General features: G+C 67.8%; 19 protein-coding genes and 1 tRNA gene. 16 read left to right on the top strand and 4 right to left on the bottom strand.

Annotated features, from left to right (window positions below):
* Positions 1-14 precede the first annotated feature (14 nt).
* The 4 genes from metG (at position 15) to ABNX41_RS08455 (ending at position 3,930) form a co-directional block, all read left to right on the top strand.
* A complete protein-coding gene (gene metG / locus ABNX41_RS08470; RefSeq protein WP_438669283.1) occupies positions 15-1,745 on the top strand; it encodes a methionine--tRNA ligase in 1,731 nt (576 codons plus the stop codon).
* Between the two features lie 209 nt (positions 1,746-1,954).
* On the top strand, positions 1,955-2,383 hold the full coding sequence (locus ABNX41_RS08465) for a hypothetical protein (RefSeq protein WP_438669282.1): 429 nt from the start codon (positions 1,955-1,957) through the stop codon (positions 2,381-2,383).
* A gap of 353 nt (positions 2,384-2,736) precedes the next feature.
* Positions 2,737-2,949: a hypothetical protein gene (locus ABNX41_RS08460; RefSeq protein WP_438669281.1), complete on the top strand. Its 213-nt coding sequence runs from the start codon at positions 2,737-2,739 to the stop codon at positions 2,947-2,949.
* 378 nt (positions 2,950-3,327) lie between these two features.
* Positions 3,328-3,930: a hypothetical protein gene (locus ABNX41_RS08455; RefSeq protein ID WP_438669280.1), complete on the top strand. Its 603-nt coding sequence runs from the start codon at positions 3,328-3,330 to the stop codon at positions 3,928-3,930.
* Positions 3,931-3,955: 25 nt separating this feature from the next.
* On the opposite strand, the gene ABNX41_RS08450 is transcribed toward ABNX41_RS08455, so the two are convergent.
* Together ABNX41_RS08450 and putA are read right to left on the bottom strand one after the other, a co-directional pair.
* Positions 3,956-4,693, bottom strand: a complete 738-nt coding sequence (locus tag ABNX41_RS08450) for a rhomboid family intramembrane serine protease (RefSeq protein WP_438669279.1) — start codon at positions 4,691-4,693, stop codon at positions 3,956-3,958.
* A 637-nt stretch (positions 4,694-5,330) separates the two neighbouring features.
* On the bottom strand, positions 5,331-8,810 hold the full coding sequence (gene putA / locus ABNX41_RS08445; RefSeq protein ID WP_438669278.1) for a bifunctional proline dehydrogenase/L-glutamate gamma-semialdehyde dehydrogenase PutA: 3,480 nt from the start codon (positions 8,808-8,810) through the stop codon (positions 5,331-5,333).
* A 118-nt stretch (positions 8,811-8,928) separates the two neighbouring features.
* On the opposite strand from putA, the gene ABNX41_RS08440 reads away from it, so the two are divergent.
* Entirely contained in the window at positions 8,929-9,390 is a 462-nt protein-coding gene (locus tag ABNX41_RS08440; RefSeq protein WP_438669277.1) for an Lrp/AsnC family transcriptional regulator, read from the top strand.
* A 158-nt stretch (positions 9,391-9,548) separates the two neighbouring features.
* Here ABNX41_RS08440 and ABNX41_RS08435 read toward each other — a convergent pair.
* Positions 9,549-9,634, bottom strand: a tRNA-Leu gene (locus ABNX41_RS08435).
* Positions 9,635-9,834: 200 nt separating this feature from the next.
* Between ABNX41_RS08435 and ABNX41_RS08430 the strand changes: the two genes are divergently transcribed.
* Positions 9,835-10,125, top strand: coding sequence for a GNAT family N-acetyltransferase (locus tag ABNX41_RS08430; RefSeq protein ID WP_438669276.1), 291 nt, complete (start codon positions 9,835-9,837; stop codon positions 10,123-10,125).
* A 167-nt stretch (positions 10,126-10,292) separates the two neighbouring features.
* Here ABNX41_RS08430 and ABNX41_RS08425 read toward each other — a convergent pair whose 3' ends face one another.
* A complete protein-coding gene (locus ABNX41_RS08425) occupies positions 10,293-11,186 on the bottom strand; it encodes a lytic transglycosylase domain-containing protein (RefSeq protein WP_438669275.1) in 894 nt (297 codons plus the stop codon).
* Between the two features lie 377 nt (positions 11,187-11,563).
* On the opposite strand from ABNX41_RS08425, the gene ABNX41_RS08420 reads away from it, so the two are divergent.
* The 10 genes from ABNX41_RS08420 to ABNX41_RS08375 all read left to right on the top strand — a co-directional run bounded on the left by ABNX41_RS08420 (position 11,564) and on the right by ABNX41_RS08375 (position 21,421).
* Positions 11,564-11,743: a Flp family type IVb pilin gene (locus tag ABNX41_RS08420; RefSeq protein ID WP_438669363.1), complete on the top strand. Its 180-nt coding sequence runs from the start codon at positions 11,564-11,566 to the stop codon at positions 11,741-11,743.
* A gap of 248 nt (positions 11,744-11,991) precedes the next feature.
* Complete coding sequence (locus tag ABNX41_RS08415; protein WP_438669274.1) at positions 11,992-12,183, top strand: hypothetical protein; 192 nt, start codon at positions 11,992-11,994, stop codon at positions 12,181-12,183.
* A gap of 145 nt (positions 12,184-12,328) precedes the next feature.
* Entirely contained in the window at positions 12,329-13,225 is an 897-nt protein-coding gene (cpaB, locus tag ABNX41_RS08410) for a Flp pilus assembly protein CpaB (RefSeq protein WP_438669273.1), read from the top strand.
* Between the two features lie 312 nt (positions 13,226-13,537).
* Complete coding sequence (locus ABNX41_RS08405) at positions 13,538-14,932, top strand: type II and III secretion system protein family protein (protein WP_438669272.1); 1,395 nt, start codon at positions 13,538-13,540, stop codon at positions 14,930-14,932.
* A gap of 5 nt (positions 14,933-14,937) precedes the next feature.
* A complete protein-coding gene (locus ABNX41_RS08400; protein WP_438669271.1) occupies positions 14,938-15,606 on the top strand; it encodes an OmpA family protein in 669 nt (222 codons plus the stop codon).
* Positions 15,607-16,085: 479 nt separating this feature from the next.
* Positions 16,086-17,354 (top strand): CpaE/TadZ family protein, encoded by a 1,269-nt coding sequence (locus tag ABNX41_RS08395; protein WP_438669270.1) that lies wholly within the window; start codon positions 16,086-16,088, stop codon positions 17,352-17,354.
* A 24-nt stretch (positions 17,355-17,378) separates the two neighbouring features.
* Positions 17,379-18,833: a TadA family conjugal transfer-associated ATPase gene (locus ABNX41_RS08390; protein ID WP_438669269.1), complete on the top strand. Its 1,455-nt coding sequence runs from the start codon at positions 17,379-17,381 to the stop codon at positions 18,831-18,833.
* A gap of 9 nt (positions 18,834-18,842) precedes the next feature.
* Positions 18,843-19,811, top strand: coding sequence for a type II secretion system F family protein (locus tag ABNX41_RS08385; RefSeq protein WP_438669268.1), 969 nt, complete (start codon positions 18,843-18,845; stop codon positions 19,809-19,811).
* A gap of 3 nt (positions 19,812-19,814) precedes the next feature.
* Positions 19,815-20,786 (top strand): type II secretion system F family protein, encoded by a 972-nt coding sequence (locus ABNX41_RS08380; RefSeq protein WP_438669267.1) that lies wholly within the window; start codon positions 19,815-19,817, stop codon positions 20,784-20,786.
* 89 nt (positions 20,787-20,875) lie between these two features.
* Positions 20,876-21,421 carry a tetratricopeptide repeat protein gene (locus ABNX41_RS08375; protein WP_438669266.1) on the top strand — a complete coding sequence of 182 codons (546 nt, stop codon included), beginning with the start codon at positions 20,876-20,878 and terminating at the stop codon, positions 21,419-21,421.
* The last annotated feature ends 9 nt before the right edge of the window (positions 21,422-21,430 follow it).

Raw genomic sequence — 21,430 nt, 5'->3', positions numbered from 1 at the left:
GAAAGGGCGCAGCCATGGCACGGATTCTGATCACCTCCGCCATTCCCTACATCAACGGCATCAAGCATCTGGGCAATCTTGTCGGCTCTCAACTGCCCGCCGATCTCTTCGCCCGCTACAAGCGCGGGCGCGGCGACGAGGTGATGTTCATCTGCGCCACCGACGAACATGGCACGCCGGCCGAACTGGCCGCCGCCAAGGCCGGACAGCCGGTCGAGGAATATTGCGCCGATATGCATGCGGTGCAGGCCGAGCTGGCGCGCGGCTTCCGGCTGAGCTTCGATCATTTCGGGCGTTCCTCTTCTGCGCGCAACCACCGGCTGACCCAGCATTTCGCCGGAAAGCTGGACGAGAACGGCTATATCGAGGAGCGGCTGGAGAAGCAGGTCTATTCCAATGCCGACGGCCGCTTCCTGCCCGACCGCTATATCGAGGGCACCTGCCCGAACTGCGGCTATGAGCGCGCGCGCGGCGACCAATGCGAGAATTGCACCAAGCAGCTCGACCCGACCGATCTGATCAATCCGCGCTCGGCCATTTCCGGCTCAAGCGATCTGGAGGTGCGCGAGACCCGGCACCTCTACCTGCGCCAGCGCGCGCTGAAGGACAAGATCGCGGCCTGGATCGACCAGAAGACCGACTGGCCGTTGCTGACCACCTCGATCGCGAAGAAATGGCTCAACGACGGCGAGGGGCTGCAGGATCGCGGCATCACCCGCGATCTTTACTGGGGCGTGCCGGTAAGGAAAGGCGACCAGCCCTGGCCGGGGATGGAGGGCAAGGTCTTCTACGTCTGGTTCGACGCGCCGATCGAATATATCGCGGCCACCGCCGAATGGGCCGATGCCAACGGCCTGCCCGACAGCGCCTGGCAGCGCTGGTGGCGCGAGGACATGGGGGCCGGGGACGTCACCTATTACGAGTTCATGGGCAAGGACAACGTGCCCTTCCACACGCTCAGCTTCCCCGCGACCATCCTGGGTTCGGGCGAGCCCTGGAAGCTGGTGGATTACCTCAAGTCGTTCAACTACCTGAATTACGACGGCGGCCAGTTCTCGACCAGCCAGGGGCGCGGCGTCTTCATGGACCAGGCGCTTTCGATCCTGCCCGCCGATTACTGGCGCTGGTGGCTGCTGAGCCACGCCCCAGAAAGCGCGGACAGCGAGTTCACCTGGGAGAATTTCCAGGCCTCGGTGAACAAGGACCTGGCCGATGTGCTGGGGAATTTCGTCAGCCGGGTGACCAAGTTCGCCCGGTCGAAATTCGGCGAGACGGTGCCGGGGGGCGGCGCCTTCGGGCCCGAGGAGGCGGCGCTGATCGCCGATCTGGAGGGACGGCTGCGCAGCTACGAGCAACACATGGATGCGATCGAAGTGCGCAAGTCGGCGGCCGAGCTGCGCGCGATCTGGGTGGCGGGGAACGAATATCTGCAAAGCGCCGCGCCCTGGTCGGTGGTCAAGACCGATCCCGCGCGGGCCGAGGCCATCGTGCGCTTCGGGCTCAACCTGATCCGGCTTTACGCCGTGCTGTCGCGCCCCTTCATCCCGGATGCCTCGGCGGCGATGCTGGCGGCGCTTGGGGTCACGGACGAAAGCTGGCCCGGAACCGCAACTGGCGATCTGGCGCGCGCGCTGGACCATCTTTCGGCCGGGCACGGCTTCTCGGTGCCCGAGAACCTGTTCGCCAAGATCACCGACGAAGAACGCGCCGACTGGCAGTTGCGGTTCTCGGGCATCCGCGGCTGAGGCCTGAGTGCGGCAGCCCGGGGGGCCTGCGGTCCCTGGAGCGGCAACCTGCGCGCGGCGCGGGATTCATGACGATCAATTTCATTTGATGAATAATCCGGCCTGATGCAAAGTCTGCGGGCCAACGACGCTTGGCCTGGCCCATTCCGCCTTGCGACGCGCCTCGCACCGCCCGCGCAGACCAACCGAATTTATCTTGGGAGAATGACATGAAACGCTTTCTGACCGCCCTCGCCTTTTCCGTCCTGACCATCGCCCCCGCCCCCGCCGTCATGGCGCAAGAGGCCGCGCCGCAGAAATCCCCCGCCGAACAGGCCGCCGATGCCTCGGCGCTGCAAACCGCCAATGCGCTGATCAACTACGGCCGCTCGCAAGGCGACGCGCTGGCCATCGTCAGCGCCGTGCAGATCATCGTCGACGTGACCGACGGCACCACGGTCGAGGCCGCGGGCGGCGCGCCCATCGACCTTGGCGCCGTGCTGGACGAGGCGGCGGAACTGGCCGGTGAGGATGCGCTTCTCCTCGCCAAGGTCGAGGAACTGCGCGACGCCGCCGAGACCCGGTCGCGCGGCTATTGCTACTGGGAATACTGGTGCAACTACTACGGTTATTGCGAATACTGGTATGTCTGCTTCTGATCCGCTTTTTCGTCGCGGATGACAGGGCCGACCCGGGATTAACCCGGGTCGGCTTTTTTCCTGCCTGGCACCGGGCGAGCGTCCCGCGAAGGGGCGCTCAGGGATCGGAGAAAAATATTCTCCTCCGCTCGCGCGATCGCCCGCATCAGATGGTGCGCCGCATCCTCATCGCAAGAAAAGGGAATATTTTCCCGATCCGCCGCCAAACTTGGAACGATCCACCCCCCCTTGCGTGTTATGCTTTCCAAGTGCTGTCCACAGGCCAGCCCCCCCGAAACGGACCCGGACCGCCGCAACCCGGGTCCGGGTCCGGTCGGGACAGGCCCCGTTCCAGGCGACGAAGGAGGACCCGGATGCGCCATCAGATCGACACTCGGAATGCCCTGCCGTCTTCCGGGTCGGGCACGGCAGGCTCCGCCGATTTCGGAACGCGCCGGTTCGGATCCGGCCGCTTCGCCGCCATCGCGATCTTCGCGGCGGTCTATATCGGCACGCTGATCATGCTTTTCGGCCCGCAGGACCTGTTCCGGGCCGAGCCGGGCGCCATGGTGCATCTGTCGCAATAGAGCCGCCCGGAACGGATTCGGGAAAGGCCGCCCCGCCTGCCGGGGATCGTTTCGTCCTGGCACTTGGCCCGCTCCGGCAATCGGGCCTTGCCATTGCCCGATCATTTTACTAAGAAAATTGTGATCAAGCCCGCCGCCAGATCGGAGAGTCACCGATCCCCGGCCCGGCGGCACCTTTTGCCGCGCGGCTTTCGCGGGGGCTGCCTGAGGCCGTTTTCAAGAGACGGCTCTCCGGCCCCCTTCGGACGCGCGTCCCGGCTTTGAGGCAGCTTGCCGTTCGGCCATCGGGCCTTCGCCCGGACTCTCCGGTTCCAACCCGCGCGCGCCCCGGACCCCGTCCCGCCCGGCCATTGCGAGACGCCAGAGAGGGAAAGCCCGATGACCATGCCTCACATGCCATCCGACGATGCGGTTCCGGTCGCCTCGCTGGGGCTCGACGATTTCGAGACCGGGCTCTTGGCGGTGCTGCGCCATTTCATGACCGCCTTCGCGCGGCCCGAGACCCAGGCCTGGCAAAGCGCCTTCGCGCTTGCGACCGAGCTTTGGGGCGGGGCGCGCGGGCCGCAGGTGGCCCAGGGGCTGCTGACGGTGGTGCAGGTGCTGCGCCAGGCGCGGCGGGCGGATTTCCATTACGCCAACCCGCTTTGCCCCGAATGCAGCGCGATGGCGACGGGCGAGGAGGCGGCGCTGTGCCTGATGCTGCATGCCATGCGGCGCGACCGGGCCGATCTGGCGCGCGGCGCGGTGATGGAACTGACCGACGGGCGGATCGAGCCGGGCCTGCTCCAGTCGGCCCTGGCCTTCTGCGCCCGCTTTCCAGCCGAATCGCGGATGCCCGAGTCGCATGTCTCGGGGGCGATGCCCTCCCCCGGCCTGGATCCGGCCCACCGGCCCGCCTGCCCCGATACTGCCGGGCCCGACCTGCCCCGGCCCAATTCGGCGGCGCATCCCTCGCGGCGGCATTTGCGGCTGATCCACTGACCCGCCCCTTCCGGCGACGCGCCTCTCAGCGACGGACCTTCGGGATCCGGCTCTGCGCCATCGGATATTCCGCCCCGGCATGCGGCGGATGGCCGTCGTTGCGCCGCCAGTAGCCGCGACCGCCCCGGGCGAGCCAGAAAGGCAGCGTCAGCGCCGCCCCGGCGACGAAGCCGCCGACATGGGCCCAATAGGCCACCCCGTCCTCTTCGGACGGCATTTCCAGCCCGGCGAAGAACTGAAGCAGGATCCAGCCGCCCAGAAGCACCCAGGCGGGCACGGTAAAGACCCGGAAGAACACCAGGATCACGATCAGCACATCGACCTGCGCCCTGGGGAACAGCAGCAGATACCCCCCCATCACCCCGGCGATCGCGCCCGAGGCGCCCACCATCGGCACATATGAGCCCGGCGCCATCCCCATCTCCAGAGCCGCCGCCGCAAGCCCCGACGCAAGGTAGAAGAGCGCGAATCCGCCATGCCCCATCTGGTCCTCCAGATTGTCGCCGAAGATCCACAGGAACAGCAGGTTGCCGATCAGATGCATCCAGCCGCCATGCAGGAACATATGGGTCAGCAGCGTCGGCCAGCCCTCGCCCGCCAGGATCCGCGCCGGGATCATGCCCCAGCGATACCAGACCTCGGCTGCCTGCTGGTCCGAGACCGCGGCATAGGTGATCGCGAAGACAAGCAGGTTGAGCACGACCAATGCGATCGTGACATAGGGCCTGCGCCCGGACGGATTGTGGTCGCGCAAGGGAAACATGGCCGGAGCCTCGCGCGCGGGCGCGCCCGCGTCAATGATGAAGAAGTGCCTGGAGCGAGGCCGGGCGGAAGTCTGGAGGGGCGCGAGGCCGGAGACAAGGCCCGGAGAGGAAGACGAGCCCCGAGCGCGCGGCGCCATCGGGCGCGGCACGACCGACTGGCTCGGGACGCGCGCGGGAAGCGAGGGAAGACGAGGCAAGAGGGGTCCGGCCCTGGCAGGCCGCTGAAGACGTCATGCAGCGGCGTCGGCTTGCGCGGAGGATCGGCAGATTGTTCCGGTCGCGGACCAGAATATGCGGTTTCCGCAGCGATGATTGACGATGCGGGAAAATTTCCGTCCCGAAGCGGCCCCGAAATTCTTTTCTGCAGCCTGCCAGCGAGTGACCGGCCCCGCCCTCCGCGCACCGGACGCAGATGCCCGGCGTTCTACCTGATCGACCGCGCGAAACTTGCGCCCCCCCCGCGCGGGACACAGATGCTCGGCAGGCCGCCCTCTTTCCGCGCCATGCGGACGGTTTTCGGGCGCCCCTTCCGGCCCGGGCGCCAGACATCACCCCGCCCGAAGCCCTTGTCACGGAACCCCTGTCGCGGAACCCTTGTCGCGGAAAGAGGTCCCCGACCGCCCCCCGCGCGCGACCTCAGCCCCCGACCTCGGCCAGCAGCCGCGCGTTCCCGCCCGAGGCGGTGGTGTCGATGCAGACATCGCGCTCGATCATGGCATGGCCGCGGTCCGGCAGGCCGGTGATCAGGGGCAGGATCGGCCCTTCGCGCGCGGCCAGCGCCTCGGCATAGGCGCGGCCTTCGGCATGGGCGCCCCACCAGAGCGCGCCGGAAAAACCCTCAAGCGTGGTCAGCGCGGCGGCGGGCAGGTCCGGGGCCTCGACCGCGAGACCGCCGAGGGCGCGCACGGCCTCGGCCTGCGCCAGCGCGCGCGGCGCGCCGGGCCCGAGGCACAGAAGCGGCAGGCGCGCCAGCCGCGAGAGCCGGTTCGATTCGCCGGTGGGCCCGGGCAGGTCGACAGTCTCGGGCGGGCGGGGCGCGGCGGGGGCCTTCAGCCGCTGCGCCGTCGCGGCGGGATCGGCGGGGGCCGAGGACGGGGACGGGCTCCCAACGGAATCATCGAGACCGGGATCATCGGGATAAGGCGCAGGCGCGACGGTGAAACGCGCCAGATAATCCGGCCCGCCCGCCTTCGGCCCGGTGCCCGAAAGCCCCTCGCCACCGAAGGGCTGGCTGCCCACCACCGCGCCGATCTGGTTGCGGTTGACATAGATATTGCCCGCCCGCACCCGCTCGACCACATGCTGCACCCGGTCGTCGATGCGGCTGTGCAGCCCGAAGGTCAGCCCGTAGCCGGTGGCATTGACCGCCTCGACCACGCGGTCGATCCCGCCCGCGGCGAAGGTGGCCAGATGCAGGACCGGGCCGAAGACCTCGCGCCCGATGGCCTCGATGCCGGGAACCGACAGGATCGCCGGGGCGACATGGCTGCCCGCCGCGCCCTTCGGCACCGCGCCCTCGGCCAGCACACGCCCCTCGGCCCGGGCGACCTCGACATGGGCCTGGATCGCGGCCTGGGCCGCGCCGTCGATCACCGGGCCGATGTCGGTCGCAAGCCGCCAGGGATCGCCCGCCGCCAGCTCCGCCATCGCGCCCTTCAGCATCGCCAGAACCGCCGGGGCGATATCTTCCTGCACATAGAGGCAGCGCAGCGCGGAGCACCGCTGCCCGGCCGACTGGAAGGCCGAGGCGACGATATCGCGCACCGCCTGTTCGGGAAGCGCGGTCGAATCGACCAGCATGGCGTTCAGCCCGCCGGTCTCGGCGATCAGCACCGCGCCGGGGGCGAGATGCGCCGCCATCGCGCGCCGGATCGCCTGCGCCGTCGCGGTCGATCCGGTGAAGGCCACGCCGTCGATGCGCGGATCCGAGGTCAGCCAGCCGCCGACCTCGGCCCCGCCGGGCAGCAGTTGCAGCGCGCTCTCCGGCACGCCCGCCTCATGCAGCAGCGAAACCGCCAGCGCGGCGATCAGCGGCGTCTGCGGCGCGGGCTTGGCAAGCACGGCGTTCCCCGCCGCCAGCGCCGCCGCGATCTGGCCGGTGAAGATCGCCAGCGGGAAGTTCCACGGGCTGATGCAGGCGAAGCGCCCGCGCGCGGGATGGGCAAGGCCCTGCGCGCCGGTGGCGTAATAGCGCAGGAAATCCACCGCCTCGCGCAGTTCGGAGACCGCATCGCCAAGGGTCTTCCCGGCCTCGCGCGCGAGCAGCGCGAAGATCTCGCCGAACCGGGCCTCGTAGAGGTCGGCCGCGCGCTCCAGCACAATGGCGCGGGTGGCGGCATCGGCGGCCCAGGGCTCGGCCAGCCGCAGCGCGGTGTCGAGATCGGCGCGGGCGGCGGGCAGGACATGGCCGACCACCGCCCCGGTCGCGGGGTTGACGACGGCGGCGCGCGCCCCCCCCGCCACCGGCCCGGCCAGAAGCGGGCGGGCGTCATGCAGGCTGTCGGCGAAAGGCGCGCGGGCGGCCTCGATCCGGGCCAGATCGCGGGCGTCGGTCAGGTCGAACCCGGCCGCATTGCGCCGCCCCGGAAAGATCCGCGCCGGTGCGATCACCGCCGGGCCGGGCAGGTCGGCCAGGCCCTCGACGAAGTCCAGCGGGCAGGCGGCGACGGTTTCGGGCGCCACCTCTTCATTGACGATCTGGTTGACGAAGCTTGAATTCGCGCCGTTTTCCAGCAGGCGGCGCACCAGATAGGCCAGAAGGTCGCGATGCGCGCCGACCGGGGCATAGATCCGGCAGCGGGTGCCGTGGCCCGCCATCACCAGATCGTGCAGCCGCTCGCCCATGCCATGCAGGCGCTGGAATTCGAACGCCTCGGGTGCGACGCCCTGTTCGCGCGCCATGTCGAGGATGGCGGCGACGGTATGGGCGTTGTGGCCCGCGAATTGCGGATAGATCCGGTCGGTCAGGCCCAGAAGCTTCCTGGCATTGGCGATATAGCTGACATCGGTCGCCTGTTTGCGGGTGAAGACGGGAAACCCCTCAAGCCCCAGCACCTGGGCGCGCTTGATCTCGCCATCCCAATAGGCGCCCTTGACCAGCCTCAGCATGATCCGCCGGTCCAGCCGGGTGGCAAGGCCGTGCAGCCAGTCGATCACCGCGCCGCAGCGGCGGCCATAGGCCTGGACCACCACGCCGAACCCGTCCCATCCGGCAAGGCTCGGGTCGGACAGGGTGGCCTCGATCACCTCAAGCGACAGGGCGAGGCGGTCGGCCTCCTCGGCGTCGATGTTGAAGCCCAGCCCGGCGGTGCGCGCCAGCCCCGCCAGGGCGCGCAGGCGCGGCACCAGTTCCGCCATCACGCGGTCCCGCTGCGCCACCTCGTAGCGCGGATGCAGCGCCGAAAGCTTGACCGAGATCCCGGGATTGGCGCCGATGTCGTCGCCCTTCGCCGCCGCCGCGATGGCGGTGATGGCCGAGGAATAGGCCAGGTGATAGCGCCGCGCATCGGCCTCGGTCCGGGCCGCCTCGCCCAGCATGTCGTAGCTGTAGGTGAAGCCCTTCGCCTCCAGATCGCGCGCCCGCGCCATGGCCTTTTCGATGGTCTCGCCCAGGACGAACTGGCGCCCCATCTCTTTCATGGCGCGGGTGACGGCGGTGCGGATCACCGGCTCGCCCAGGCGGCGGATGGCGCCGCGCAGGCTGCCCGCGATGCCCGGGCCGCCCTCGTCCAAGACCTTGCCGGTCAGCATCAGCGCCCAGGTCGAGGCATTGACCAGCGACGAGGCCGAATGCCCCAGGTGCCGCCCCCAGTCCGAGGGCGCGATCTTGTCCTCGATCAGCGCATCCATGGTGGGCGCGTCGGGCACGCGCAAGAGCGCCTCGGCCAGGCACATCAGCGCGATGCCCTCGTCGGTGGAAAGCCCGTATTCGGCCAGGAACACCTCCATCAGCCCGGGGCGCGCGCTTTCGCGGATGCGCCGGACCAGATCGGCGCCCGAGGCCGCGATCCGCGCCCGCGCCGCCGCGTCCAGCCCGCTTTGCGCGACCAGCCGCGCCACCAGGGCGGCCTCGTCGGTCAGGCTGCCCTCGGTGATGATGCGCCAGTTTTCGTCCATGATATGCCCCGATCCATGCCCTCGCCGCGATTGACCCAGGATACACCCGAAACAGAGATCTTTCTTCCCGATTGATTGCTGTTATACAGGCTGAAAGAATGTAATTTCAGGATTTAGCATGCCGAACGACCTGCCGGAACTCGACCGTTTCGACCGCGCGATTCTGCGGGTTCTGGGGGCCGAGGGCCGGATCAGCGCCGTCGAGTTGGCCCGGCGGATCGGCCTGTCGAAAAGCCCGGCGCAGGCGCGGATGAAACGGCTGGAGGAGGCCGGGGTGATCGCGGGCTACCGTGCCATCCTGGATCCGGTGAAGATGGGCCAGGCCCATGTCGCCTTCGTCGAGGTGCGGCTTTCGGACACGCGCGAGGCCGCGCTTCAGGCCTTCAACCGCGCCGTGCTCGCCGTCCCCGAGATCGAGCAATGCCATATGATCGCCAGCCGGTTCGACTATCTGCTGAAGGTGCGCACCGCCGATATCGCCGAATACCGCCGGGTCCTGGCCGAAAGGATCAGCGCCCTGCCCCATGTCGCCCAGACCTCGACCTATGTCGCGATGGAGGCGGTGAAGGAGACGGTCTGACCCCGGGCGCAATCGCAGGGTTTCCGAGGGGATCGAGGCCGCAAAGCGAGCGGCGGGACGATCCCTGGCCGGAACGGGACCCCTGGCTGACCCACGGCAAGCTCGCGACTGACCCACGCCGATATTTTTCGCTTCAAAACAACACCATGCAGGCATGGTGGTAGCCGCTGCGGGACTCGAACCCGCACGCCCTTCCGGGCCAGGCATTTTAAGTGCCTTGAGTCTACCATTCCTCCAAGCGGCCGCCTTGCGGGCCATAGCAGCCCGGCCCCCGCCGTTCAATGCCGCGCGCCCCTGCCCCCTTGCCCCGGTTGACAAGCCGGGCCCCCGCCCCTCCTTATGGGCGGGTCGGCCGAGGCGGAACCGGCGACGAAAGCGGGCAGGATCGCGGCCGGGCGCGCGGCGGGCCCCCGGGCGGAACCACCAGAAGGGGCACGGCAGGACATGGGCGAGATCACCGTCACCAAGGAAACCGGCACCACCAAGGGCCGCTATGTCATCGCCCGCGACGGCGAGGAGGCGGAGTTGACCTTCTCGATCGTCTCGCCGGTGCTGGTGATCGCCGATCACACCGGCGTCCCCGACAGCTTTCGCGGCACCGGAGCCGGGCGGGCGCTGTTCGAGGCGCTGGTCAAGGACGCGCGCGAGAACGGCTTCAAGGTGATGCCGCTCTGCCCCTTCGTGAACGCGCTGCGGCGCAAGCATCCCGAAACGGCGGATGTGTTCTCGGTCTGAGGCCTGGCCTGCCCGGCCGGTCGCCGCCTGAGCGCAAGACGCGAGGCTCCGCGAGGCGGCGGGCGCGAGATGGGCGGGACACGGAGCGGGCAGTGACATGGCCCCTCCGCACGCCCCCTTGGATGGCGATCAAGCGGCGCGCCCTCCCGGCGGCACCGCCGGGCCCCTCAGTCGCCGCCCGCCGCCACGATCCTGAACACGCAAGGATCCGTCACCAGTTCCGGCGCGGTCTGGCACAGGCCCTGCGCCACCTGCCAGGCCGCCAGGACCTTGGGCACATAATCGCGGGTCTCGGCATAGGGCGGCACGCCCGCATTGGCGCGCACCGCCCCCTCGCCCGCGTTATAGGCGGCAAGAACCATCAGCGGATCGCGGTCGAATTCCTTCAACAGCCAGTTCAGATAGGCCACGCCGCCCTTGATGTTCTGGGCGGGATCGGTGGAATCGGTCACGCCGAACCGCTCGGCCGTGGCCGGGATCAACTGCATCAGCCCCACCGCCCCGGCGGAAGAGACCGCATCCTTGCGGCCCGCGCTCTCGATCCCCATCACCGCCAGCACCAGCGCGGGCGAGACATCGGTGCCGACGGTGGCGATCAGGATCTCGCGCCCATAGGTCTCGGCGATGGTCTGCATGGATTGCAGCCGGGGCGCGGCGACCTGCGCGCCGCCGGGGCCCTGGCTCAGCGCCGACATCGCGGCGGGGAAGCGGCCCGCAGATTCGGCGCGCCCGGGCGGGACCAGATCCCAGAACCAGGCGTAAGAGGATTTCGGCGCGGGCCTGGGGGCCGCTTCGGCGCCCGGCTCGGGCGGCGCCAGCGCCGCGCCGGGCAGCGCGGGGTCCTTCCAGGCGGTGGCGGCAAGGCGGCGGGCCTGTTCCTCGGGGTCGATCTGCACGGTGATGCGGCGCCCGGGCTCCATCTCGCCCACGGTGATGCGGCGGAAGGTGAAATCCTCCTGCGCCGCCACAGGACCGGCCATGGGACCCGGCACGAGCCCCATCGCGGGAATCGCGACAAGGCCGGACAGAATCGACACGGCAAGGCCGGGCGGTAATCGCATCGGGAAAGCCTGCAAGGGGCGGTTCGGGGGCTGCTCGTTCTTCTTGTTGCCGGTCAGGCTGGCAGAGAATCCGCCGCGCGGAAAGCGAAAACGCCGCCGGATCGTGGCAATTTCGCCCAATTTGACCCAATTGCCACGCGCCCTTCGCCCGGCGCCGCCACGCCGTTCAGAAATATTTCATTGTTTTCCATTCACTTGCATATTTCGCCCGCAAAAAATCCGGCTGCTGTGAAAATGCCCCGAACCCATCCCAATCTCGCCACGTTTCGGGGGCCATATAGGCTCATCCAAAGCGGAAGACGGCCGGAACAGAGGCCGGTCGGAAAAGCCGCAAAGGATCATTGAACCTTGAGCACCTGGAAAGGGACACGAAAATGCTGCTGCACACCTTCAAGAACTTCTCGAACGACGAATCCGGCGCTGTCACCGTTGACTGGGTCGTGCTGACCGCCGCCGTCGTCGGCCTGGGCCTGATCGTCATGACCGCCATCCGTCCGGCCGTCACCGGCCTGTCGACCAACATCGCCGGCACGATCAACGCCGCCGCGAACCCCTGATCCGACCGGTTCCGGCCCGTCCGGGACAGGGGCCGCGCTTCCCGAAAGGGGGCGCGGCCCATTCGCTTTGCCATGGGGCCGCAAGGTCCCGTCGCGCACAGGGTAAAGGTGCGCGCGGGCGCACCTCCCCTGGCCTTCCGGCGCGCATGGTTCCGCCGCAATTCTGCCCAATAGCCATGGAAAATGGGGGCGAAGACTCCATCCGCCGGTTCCGGCGGGCGGGAACATCAGCAACCGGAGACCGGGGCATGGCCCAGCACCTGAAAGACTTCATCACCTGCGAGGACGGCGCCATGACCATCGACTGGGTGGTGCTGACCGCGGCCATCGTCGGCCTACAGATCGGGCTGATGGTCTATCAGATGCGCGGATCCATGCAGAATGTCACCGACGGGATCAGCGGCCAGGTCGAGACGGCCAGCGGCTTTCTGACGCCATAGGTCACGGGGCGGGCGCGGTCGGCGGTGGAATCCGGCGGAAGGATACGGCGGAGGGATCCGGCGGGACGATCCGGGGCGCGCCCCCGGGACGAAGGCGCAAGGCAATCTTGGGTGGCATGTCCGCCGACAATGTAGGGGAATAGGTATGCGGGCAGTATTCGCTCTGGTTCTGGTGATCGGCATGGCGCTTGCGGGCGGCGCGGTCCATCTGGCGCAAAGCTATATCGGGGCGCAGGAAAGCCAGCTTGCTCAGGCGACCGAATTGCAGCGCCGCACCGGCAATCTGGTGCGGGTCTATGCCGCGAAATCCGCCATGGCCTTCGGCGCGCCCCTGACGCCCGAGGATGTCCAGCCGATCTATGTCCAGGAACGCTTCCTGCCGCCGGGCGCCTTCCTGGTCGCCATGGGCGAGCGCAAGGAGGCCTCGGAGGCCGCGCTTGCGATCGCCGCCTCCGAACTGCTCTTCCCCGAGGATACCAACAAGCCGCGCATGCTCAGCCGCTCGCTGGAGGCCAACGAGATCGTGCTCGCCAGCCGCGTGACCGCCCCGGGCGAGGCGGCGAGCCTGACCGACAAGCTGGGCAAGAACATGCGCGCCTTCCAGATCCGGGTCGATGTGGCCTCGGGCGTGGCCAATATCATCATGCCGGAATCCTATATCGACATCTATTGGACCGGATCGAGCGGCTCCTCGGTCTCGGGCGAGGTCACCCGGCTGATCGAAAGCGCGATCCGCGTCATCGCGACCGACAACAGCGACGGCCAGGGCCAGGCCATCTCGGGCAATGCGCGCACGCTGACGGTCGAGGCCTCGCCCGAACAGGTGGCGCGGCTTGCCCAGGCCCAGGCGACGGGGCGGCTGTCGATGTCGCTGGTGGCCTCGGCCGAGGATGTGGTCCAGGGCCTGGTCGAGGTCGACCGCGACCGCCTCCTGGGCGTCGTGCATGAAGAGGTGGTGCCGGTGGATGCGCCGCAGGTCTGCTCGATCCGCACCCGCAAGGGCGACGAGGTCATCGAGGTGCCGATCCCCTGCACCAACTGAGCCGCGCGCGAGCGATCCGGGCCCGGCAATCAAGGCCGATGCTCCGCTGCCGACAGAACCGGGTCCGGCGCGGGTCCGAGCCGGCACTGGGCCAGCCCGGGGAAAGGCCACAGAATATGGGGTTCCCCCCCGCCGAATTTACCAAGACTTGCGCATGTTGCAGGTTATCCACATCAGGATAAGCATACAAGCGTTTGATTCTTGCAAATAATCCCGGCTTCCGGCACTCTGGGGTGAAGAATTGGGCGCACAGACCCGGACCGAACGGGCGCAAAAGACCCGAAACGAGGCGTGATCGAAAGGGCGGATCACATGAGCATGAAGACCTATCTTGCCGCCGGGGCGCTTGGGCTTGCCCTTGCCGCCACGACCCAGACACCGGCCTTCGCGCAGGCGCTGCGGGTCCAGACCGGCCAGGCGTCGAACGCGCTCAACGTGCCGATGAACCGCGCCGTGGTGGTCGAAAGCGACACGCCTTTCGCCGAGCTGTCCATCGCCAACCCCGGCATCGCCGATATCTCGACGCTTTCGGATCGCTCGATCTATGTGCTGGGCAAGGCGCCGGGGCGCACGACGCTGACGCTTCTGTCGCCCGACGGCCGGTTGATCTCGAATGTCGAGGTCCATGTCACCCCCGACATCGCCGAGTTCAAGGAACGCCTCAAGCAGATCCTGCCGGGCGAGACCATCGAGGTGCGCACCGCCAATGACGGCATCGTGCTGTCGGGCACCGTCAGTTCCACCGCCAAGATGGACCGCGCGCTCGACCTCGCCAGCCGCTATGCGCCCGACCGGGTGTCGAACCTCATGGTCGTGGGCGGCACCCAGCAGGTCATGCTGAAAGTGCGCTTCGCCGAGATGCAACGCTCGGTCTCGAAGGACCTTTCCGCCTCGATCGGGATCAATTCGAACAGCAATACCGTGGGCGGCGGCATCGCCACCGGCAATATCGACGGCATCAACAACTTCTTCTCGGGCGTGCCGGTGCAGACCCAGTCGGCCGGGGCGATGGGGCTTGGCTTCTCGGCGGGTGCGCTGGAATTCGCCGTGCTGCTTGAGGCGCTGGAAACCAAGGGCATGGTGCGCACACTGGCCGAGCCGAACCTGACCGCCCTTTCGGGGCAGGAGGCCAAGTTCCTGGCGGGCGGCGAATATCCGATCCCGGTCGCCTCGTCCGAGGACCGGATCACCGTCGAATACAAGCCCTTCGGCGTGGAACTGAACTTCACCCCGGTCGTGGTGGACGGCGATATCATCAACCTGACGATCAATGCCGCGGTCAGCTCGATCGACACCTCGATCACGCTGCAGACCAACGACATCACCCTGAACGCCTTCAAGCGGCGCGAGACCTCGACCACGGTCGAGATGCGCGATGGCGAAAGCTTTGCCATCGCGGGCCTGCTGCAGGACGATTTCCGCAATCTCAGCGGCCAGGTGCCGTGGCTGGGCGACGTGCCGATCCTGGGCGCGCTGTTCCGTTCGGCCGATTATGCCCGGGCGCAGTCGGAACTGGTGATCATCGTCACCCCGCATCTGGTGACGCCGGTCCGAGGCGAGGTTCTCGCCCTGCCGACCGACCGGGTGCGCACGCCCACCGAGCGCGAGATGTTCCTTTACGGCGATGTCGCCAAGACCCCCGGCGGCGCCGCGGGCGAGGTGGCGCGGCAGGACTTTTCGTCCTCCTACGGCTATGTGATGGAGTGAGGACGATGGCCCCGATCCAGACCCGCGCGCTTTCCCGGCTGCTCGCCACCGGCTGCATCCTGGCGCTGGCCGCCTGCGGCCCCGATTTCGACCGCGAATCCGGCGCCGCGCTGGACGAGGGCCGCTTCGGCAACCCCACCATGCACAACACCCTGCTGCACAACGGCGAGCTGGATTACACCCAGATCCTGGCCGAGCGGTTCAACAAGGAGGTGAACGACACCATCACCTTCCCCTTCGACAGCGCGCAACTGACGCCCGAGGCCCGCGCCGTTCTGGACGCCCAGGCCAATTTCATCCGCCAGTTCCCCGAGGTCCGCTTCAAGGTCTACGGCCATACCGATCTGGTCGGCAGCCAGGGCTACAACCACGCGCTCGGCCTGCGCCGCGCGCGGGCGGTGGTGGATTACTTCGCCTCGAAAGGGATCTCGAAATCGCGGCTTGAGGCGGTGGTCAGCTACGGCAAGACCCGCCCGGTGATCCAGACCGCCCAGCCCGAAGAGCGCAACCGCCGCACCGTGACCGAGGTCACCGGCTTCGTGAAGGGCGCGCCCATGGTGATGAACGGCAAATATGCCGAGATCGTCTGGCGGACCTACACCACCAGCCTGGCCGAGCGCCCGCATCCCCTGAACTCGGTCATGGAGACCCAGGTGAACCCCGGCGGCAACTGACGCCGCCCGGATCGCGCCCGGTCCCATCCCCGGGGGCGGCGCCCGCGCCGCCTGTTTCCGGCCCCACCTTTTCCGGCCCCACCTTTTCCCGGGGCCATTCTTCCCGATCTGGCCCGTTCCGGCCCGGCCTTGTCCCGGGGCCGCCTCTTCCCGCCCTCCCCTCTTCCCGGGTGCGGGCGCTCGGGCCCGTGCGCGGCGCCGCCTGCGCGCGCCCCGGCCCCTCGCGCGGTCGCCGCTTCCCGCCGCGACCGCCCGGCAGCCCCCCTGCCCCGCCTTGGCCCGCCGCCCTGATCCGCCACAATATCCCAGATTGACGCCGTTTCGGCCCCAATCTCGCCAAGTTCCGCAGCCATTCTGCCCGGGATGGGAACAAGCGCGCGGGGAATCACCCCGTGCCCGGCGTTCGGGACCCTGAAACCGTCGTGGCGCCGCCGCGCCCGGCAAGGTTCCGCCCGCCGCCAGACAGGACGTGAGGCAAGATGACGAGCGTGGCCACCCTACACCCCGAACCGGCGCCGATCTCGGCCTGCACGGTTTCGCGCGACGTGCAGAATTTCGAGCTGCTCATCGACGATATGGAACGCGAGCTTGGCGAGGCCTGGGGCGACCTCGGCTTCGACGATGCGCTCATCTTTCTCGACCAGCCCGAAGCCAAGACGCTGGAATTCATCGCCATCGCCGTCGATGCCCAAGATGAGGGCGACCTTTCGCGCATCTCGGCCGTGATCCGCGCCGCGCGCGGCCATGGCGTCAAGGTGATCCTGGTCGCCAACCAGATCAGCCCGGTCGCGCTGCATCAGCTCATGCGGCTTGGCGCCGATGATTTCGTGCCCTATCCGCTGCCCGACGGCGCGCTGCGCGAGGCGATCGAGCGTATCCGCACCCCCGCCGCCCCGCCCCCCGCGGCGGCGCCCGCAGCCGCCGCCGAACCCGAGGAACGCCCCGCCTTCAAGGTCAAGGGCGACCGCCAGGGCGTGCTGTTGCCGGTCCACGGCCTGGCCGGGGGCACCGGCGCCTCGACCTTCGCGACCAACCTGGCGTGGGAGCTGGCCGGCGCCGATCCCAAGGATCCGCCCCGGGTCTGCCTGATGGACCTGGATTTCCAGTTCGGCTCGGTCGGGACCTATCTCGATCTGCCGCGCAAGGAAGCGGTGTTCGAGATGCTGACCGATCCGCAATCGGCCGACAGCGAAAGCCTGGTCAAGTCGATGCAAAGCTTCAACGACCGGCTTTTCGTCTTCACCGCGCCCGCGGACATGCTGCCGCTCGACATCATCACCGGCGAGGATCTGGGCACGCTGATCGACATGGCGCTGGCGAATTTCGATTTCGTCGTGATCGACATGCCGACGACGGTGATCGCCTGGACCGAGGCGGTGCTGACCCGGGCCCATGTCTATTTCGCCATGATCGAGCTCGACCTGCGCTCGGCCCAGAACACCCTGCGCTTCGTGCGCGCCCTCAAGGCCGAGGCGCTGCCGCATGAGAAGCTGCGCTATGTGCTGAACCGCGCGCCGAAATTCACCGATCTCTCGGCGAAAAGCCGGGTCAAGCGCATGGCCGAAAGCCTTGAGATCGCGATCGAGGTGCAACTGCCCGACGGCGGCGCCCAGGTGACCCAGGCCAACGACCACGGCCTGCCGCTGTCGGAAAGCGCGCCCAAGAATCCGCTGCGCAAGGAAGTGCAGAAACTCGCCCGCTCGCTCCACGACCTGAACAAGGCCGCCGAGAGCGCGGGCAAGGCGTAACCATTTCACGAAGGTCCGATCCCGATGTTCAGCCGCTTCCGCAAAGACGCCCCCGCCCCCGCCGCGACACCGGCTGTCGCGCGCGTCGCCGCCGCCGCTGCGGCGGCGCCCGCGCCCAAGGCCCCGGCCCCGGTCGCGACCCTGCGTCCCGGGCCTGCGGTTGTGGCGCGCTCGCCCGCCGAGGCGGTGGCCGCCGACAAGGAAAAGAAGCGCAAGGACCGGCTGATGGAGCTGAAGCTTGCGATCCACAAGCGGCTTCTGGAGGACCTGAACCTTTCGGCGCTGGAACATGCCTCGGAGGCCAGCCTGAAGGCCGAGATCTCGCAGGTGTCCTCCGAGGCGCTGGACGAGATGTCGGTGGCGCTGAACGGCGCCGACCGCTCGACCCTGGTGCAGGAGCTTTACGACGAGGTCATGGGCCTTGGCCCGCTTGAGCCGCTGCTGAAGGACGAGACCGTCAACGATATCCTGGTCAACGGCCCGTTCCGGGTCTTTGTCGAACGCGCGGGCAAGCTGCAGCTTTCAGACGTGACCTTCCGCGACGAGCGCCACCTGATGCGCATCATCGACAAGATCGTCTCGGCCGTCGGCCGCCGCGTCGACGAGTCGAACCCCTATTGCGACGCCCGTCTCGCCGATGGCTCGCGCTTCAACTGCATGGTGCCGCCGGTGGCGGTGGACGGCAGCCTGGTCTCCATTCGGAAATTCAAGAAGGAAAAGCTCAAGATCGAGGATCTTGTGCGTTTCGGCGCCTTTACCGAGGAAATGGCCGCCTATCTTCAGGCCGCCGTCTCGACCCGGCTGAACATCATCGTCTCGGGCGGGACGGGTTCGGGGAAAACCACCACGCTGAACGCGCTGTCCTCGTTCATCGACAACACCGAACGGGTGCTGACGATCGAGGATACCGCCGAACTCCAGCTTCAGCAGATCCATGTCGGACGGATGGAAAGCCGCCCGCCCAACGTCGAGGGCAAGGGCGCCGTCACCCAACGCGACTGTCTGAGGAACGCTTTGCGGATGCGGCCCGACCGCATCATCGTCGGCGAAACCCGGGGCGAGGAGGTGATCGACATGCTCCAGGCCATGAACACCGGCCACGACGGCTCGATGACCACGATCCACGCCAACAACCCGCGCGACGGCATCTCGCGTCTGGAGAACATGGTCGCCATGGCCGGGATCGAAATGCCGCTGAAGGCGGTGCGCAGCCAGATCGCCAGCGCCGTGAACCTGATCGTCCAGGCCTCGCGCCTGCAGGACGGCTCGCGCCGGATGACCTCGATCACCGAGATCACCGGGATGGAGGGCGAGGTGATCTCGATGCAGGAGATCTTCCGCTACGAGCGCCTCGGCGTCGAGCCCTCGGGCAAGATCATCGGCCGCTTCAACGCGACCGGGATCCGGTCTTCGCATTCCGACCGCTTCCGGCAATGGGGCTTCGACCTGCCGGCCTCGATCTACGAACCCATCAACTGAGGCCGCGCCATGACCATTTCCATCGCCCCGCTCATCTATATCATGGTCTTCGTCGCGGTCGTCGTGCTGGTCGAGGGCCTGTATCTGACCGTCTTCGGCAAGTCGATCAGCCTGAACAACCGCATTTCGCGCCGCCTGACGCTGCTGGAAAAGAACGGCAACCGCGAACAGGTGCTGGAACAGCTTCGCAAGGAGATGAACCAGCACCTGAATTCGAAGTCGATCCCGCTTTACTCGATCCTGGCCAAGAAGGCGCAGCGCGCCAATATCGCCTTTTCGCCGCCGCAGCTTATCTTGATCATGCTGGGCCTTGCCGCCTTCGCCTTCCTGGGCCTGACCATGGGCACCAAGGCCGAACTGGGCGTGCGCGCGCTGGTCGCGGTGGGGATGGGCGTGGGCGGCGTCTATGTCTGGGTCAACAACAAGGCCAAGAAGCGCATGTCGCTGCTGGAGGAACAGCTTCCCGACGCGGTTGAGCTGATGGTGCGCTCGCTCCGGGTGGGCCATCCCTTCTCCTCGGCGGTCGGCATCGTCGCCAAGGAAATCGCCGATCCCCTTGGCACCGAATTCGGCGTGATCGCCGACGAGGCCGCCTATGGCGCCGACATCTCCGAAAGCCTCAAGGCCTTCGCCGAGCGGATGGACAGCCAGGACCTGCGCTTCCTGGCCGTGGCGGTGACGATCCAGCAGCAATCGGGCGGCAACCTGGCCGAGATCCTGGAGGGCCTGTCCAAGGTGATCCGGGCCCGGTTCAAGCTGTTTCGCAAGGTGCGCGCCATCACCGCCGAGGCGAAATGGTCGGGCATGTTCCTTTCGGCCTTCCCGATCCTTGCGCTGATCATGATCAACATGATCCAGCCCGACTACTACGACGACGTGAAAGAGACCGCCGTCTTCATCCCCGCAGCGCTGGTCGTCTGCGCCTTCCTCGTCTTCAACGTGATCTTCATGAAGATCATGGTCAACATCAAGGTCTGAACCATGCTGGATTTCATCACCCGGCCCCTGACCGAAATCTTCGGCCCGCTGGGTCCGTTGATGGCGGTGGGGCTTCTGGGGGTTTTGCTGATCGTGCTGACGCTGCCGGTCATGCTGCACAAGCAGCGCGACCGTTTCTCGGAGCTGAAGGCCGAGGCCAAGACCGGCAAGGGCCCCGACAAGCTGCGCCGCGCCGGGGGCAAGGGCGACAAGCTTGAGAAATACGCCCATTTCCTTGAGCCGCAAAAGGCCGAGGAGCTTTCCGCGATCCGGCTGAAGCTGATGCGGGCGGGCTATCCCGAAAAGGGCGCAGTGCGGCTGTTCCACGCCGCCAAGATGGTGCTGGGCATCGCCGGCCTGGTGCTGGGGGGGCTTTACGGCCTCGTGCAATCGGCCTCGGCCGAGGTCTCGACCCAGTCGATGATGATGTATGTGCTGGCTCCCGGCGCCATCGGCTATTACCTGCCGCAATACTGGATCGGCAAGCGCGTCGAGAGCCGCACCAACGAGATCATCCAGGGCTTCCCCGATGCGCTGGACATGATGCTGGTCTGCGTCGAGGCCGGGCAGTCGCTGGACCAGTCGATCATCCGCGTGGCGCGCGAAAGCCGGGCGGGCTATCCGGCGCTGGCCGACGAATTCGACATGGTCGCCAACGAGGTCAAGGCCGGGAAAGAGCGGGTCACCGTGCTCAAGGACATGGCCGACCGCGTGGGCGTGCCGGATGTGGCCTCGTTCGTGACGACGCTGGTGCAATCGGCCACCTTCGGCACCTCGATCGCCGAGGCGCTGCGGGTCTATTCCTCGGACATGCGTGACAAGCGCGTGATGCGGGCCGAGGAAAAGGCAAACATGTTGCCGACCAAGCTGACACTTGGCACAATGCTGTTCACCGTGCCGCCCCTGATGGTCATCCTGATCGGGCCTTCGGTCTATGGCATCGCGACGATGCTGTCGCAGATGAGCGGCTTCTGAGGCCGGCCCGCGCGCGCTTTGGCGCGGCGGATCCCGGCGGGCGGCATGCGGCGGCGGTCGGCGCGCGGGAAAGTCGGCGCGGGGGCGAATTGAAAAGTAGCTTTGTCATCGGTGCCGCCCTGCTGGTCCTTGCCGCCTGCGGCGCGGATCAGGGGCGCAACGCCCCCTGGGGCGCCGATCCCAGGGGCGAGGCGGTGGACGGGCTGCTGGTCGGCCATCGCCTGATGGCCGCGAACGAGCCCGACCTTGCGCTGAAGGCCTATCTGCGCGCCGCCGCCGAACAGGGCATCTCGGTCGATACGCTTTCGGCCATCGGCTCGGCCAATCTGGCGCTTGGCCGGTTGGGACAGGCCGAACAGGCCCTGCGCCGCGCGCTTGAGATCGACCCCGCCTTCGTGCCCGCGCTGAACAACCTTGGCGTCGTGCTGATGGAACGCGGCAAGACCGGCGAGGCGCGGGTGGTGTTCCAGCAGGCCTATGCGCTTGACAGTGGCCAATCGGACTCGATCCGCGACAATCTGAAACTGGCTATCGCGCGAACCGAGGGCAATGTGTATGATGAGGCGGCAGAGGAAGGCGGGTTTCAGCTCGTCCGGCGCGAACAGGGGCGTTATGTGCTTCTGACCGAGCTGTGACAGGCGGGG

The organism is Pseudogemmobacter sonorensis, from assembly GCF_042762395.1.
GTDB classification, from domain to species: Bacteria; Pseudomonadota; Alphaproteobacteria; order Rhodobacterales; family Rhodobacteraceae; genus Pseudogemmobacter; species Pseudogemmobacter sonorensis.
Note: the sequence above shows the minus strand (reverse complement) of the source record. Positions and strands in the feature narration are given on the sequence as shown.

What these genes read in the sequence shown, in the direction of transcription:
- metG (WP_438669283.1), top strand. Translation starts at nt 15, where the DNA reads ATGGCACGGATTCTGATCACCTCCGCCATTCCCTACATCAACGGCATC.
- ABNX41_RS08465 (WP_438669282.1), top strand. Translation starts at nt 1,955, where the DNA reads ATGAAACGCTTTCTGACCGCCCTCGCCTTTTCCGTCCTGACCATCGCC.
- ABNX41_RS08460 (WP_438669281.1), top strand. Translation starts at nt 2,737, where the DNA reads ATGCGCCATCAGATCGACACTCGGAATGCCCTGCCGTCTTCCGGGTCG.
- ABNX41_RS08455 (WP_438669280.1), top strand. Translation starts at nt 3,328, where the DNA reads ATGACCATGCCTCACATGCCATCCGACGATGCGGTTCCGGTCGCCTCG.
- ABNX41_RS08450 (WP_438669279.1), bottom strand. Translation starts at nt 4,693, where the DNA reads ATGTTTCCCTTGCGCGACCACAATCCGTCCGGGCGCAGGCCCTATGTC.
- putA (WP_438669278.1), bottom strand. Translation starts at nt 8,810, where the DNA reads ATGGACGAAAACTGGCGCATCATCACCGAGGGCAGCCTGACCGACGAG.
- ABNX41_RS08440 (WP_438669277.1), top strand. Translation starts at nt 8,929, where the DNA reads ATGCCGAACGACCTGCCGGAACTCGACCGTTTCGACCGCGCGATTCTG.
- ABNX41_RS08430 (WP_438669276.1), top strand. Translation starts at nt 9,835, where the DNA reads ATGGGCGAGATCACCGTCACCAAGGAAACCGGCACCACCAAGGGCCGC.
- ABNX41_RS08425 (WP_438669275.1), bottom strand. Translation starts at nt 11,186, where the DNA reads ATGCGATTACCGCCCGGCCTTGCCGTGTCGATTCTGTCCGGCCTTGTC.
- ABNX41_RS08415 (WP_438669274.1), top strand. Translation starts at nt 11,992, where the DNA reads ATGGCCCAGCACCTGAAAGACTTCATCACCTGCGAGGACGGCGCCATG.
- cpaB (WP_438669273.1), top strand. Translation starts at nt 12,329, where the DNA reads ATGCGGGCAGTATTCGCTCTGGTTCTGGTGATCGGCATGGCGCTTGCG.
- ABNX41_RS08405 (WP_438669272.1), top strand. Translation starts at nt 13,538, where the DNA reads ATGAGCATGAAGACCTATCTTGCCGCCGGGGCGCTTGGGCTTGCCCTT.
- ABNX41_RS08400 (WP_438669271.1), top strand. Translation starts at nt 14,938, where the DNA reads ATGGCCCCGATCCAGACCCGCGCGCTTTCCCGGCTGCTCGCCACCGGC.
- ABNX41_RS08395 (WP_438669270.1), top strand. Translation starts at nt 16,086, where the DNA reads ATGACGAGCGTGGCCACCCTACACCCCGAACCGGCGCCGATCTCGGCC.
- ABNX41_RS08390 (WP_438669269.1), top strand. Translation starts at nt 17,379, where the DNA reads ATGTTCAGCCGCTTCCGCAAAGACGCCCCCGCCCCCGCCGCGACACCG.
- ABNX41_RS08385 (WP_438669268.1), top strand. Translation starts at nt 18,843, where the DNA reads ATGACCATTTCCATCGCCCCGCTCATCTATATCATGGTCTTCGTCGCG.
- ABNX41_RS08380 (WP_438669267.1), top strand. Translation starts at nt 19,815, where the DNA reads ATGCTGGATTTCATCACCCGGCCCCTGACCGAAATCTTCGGCCCGCTG.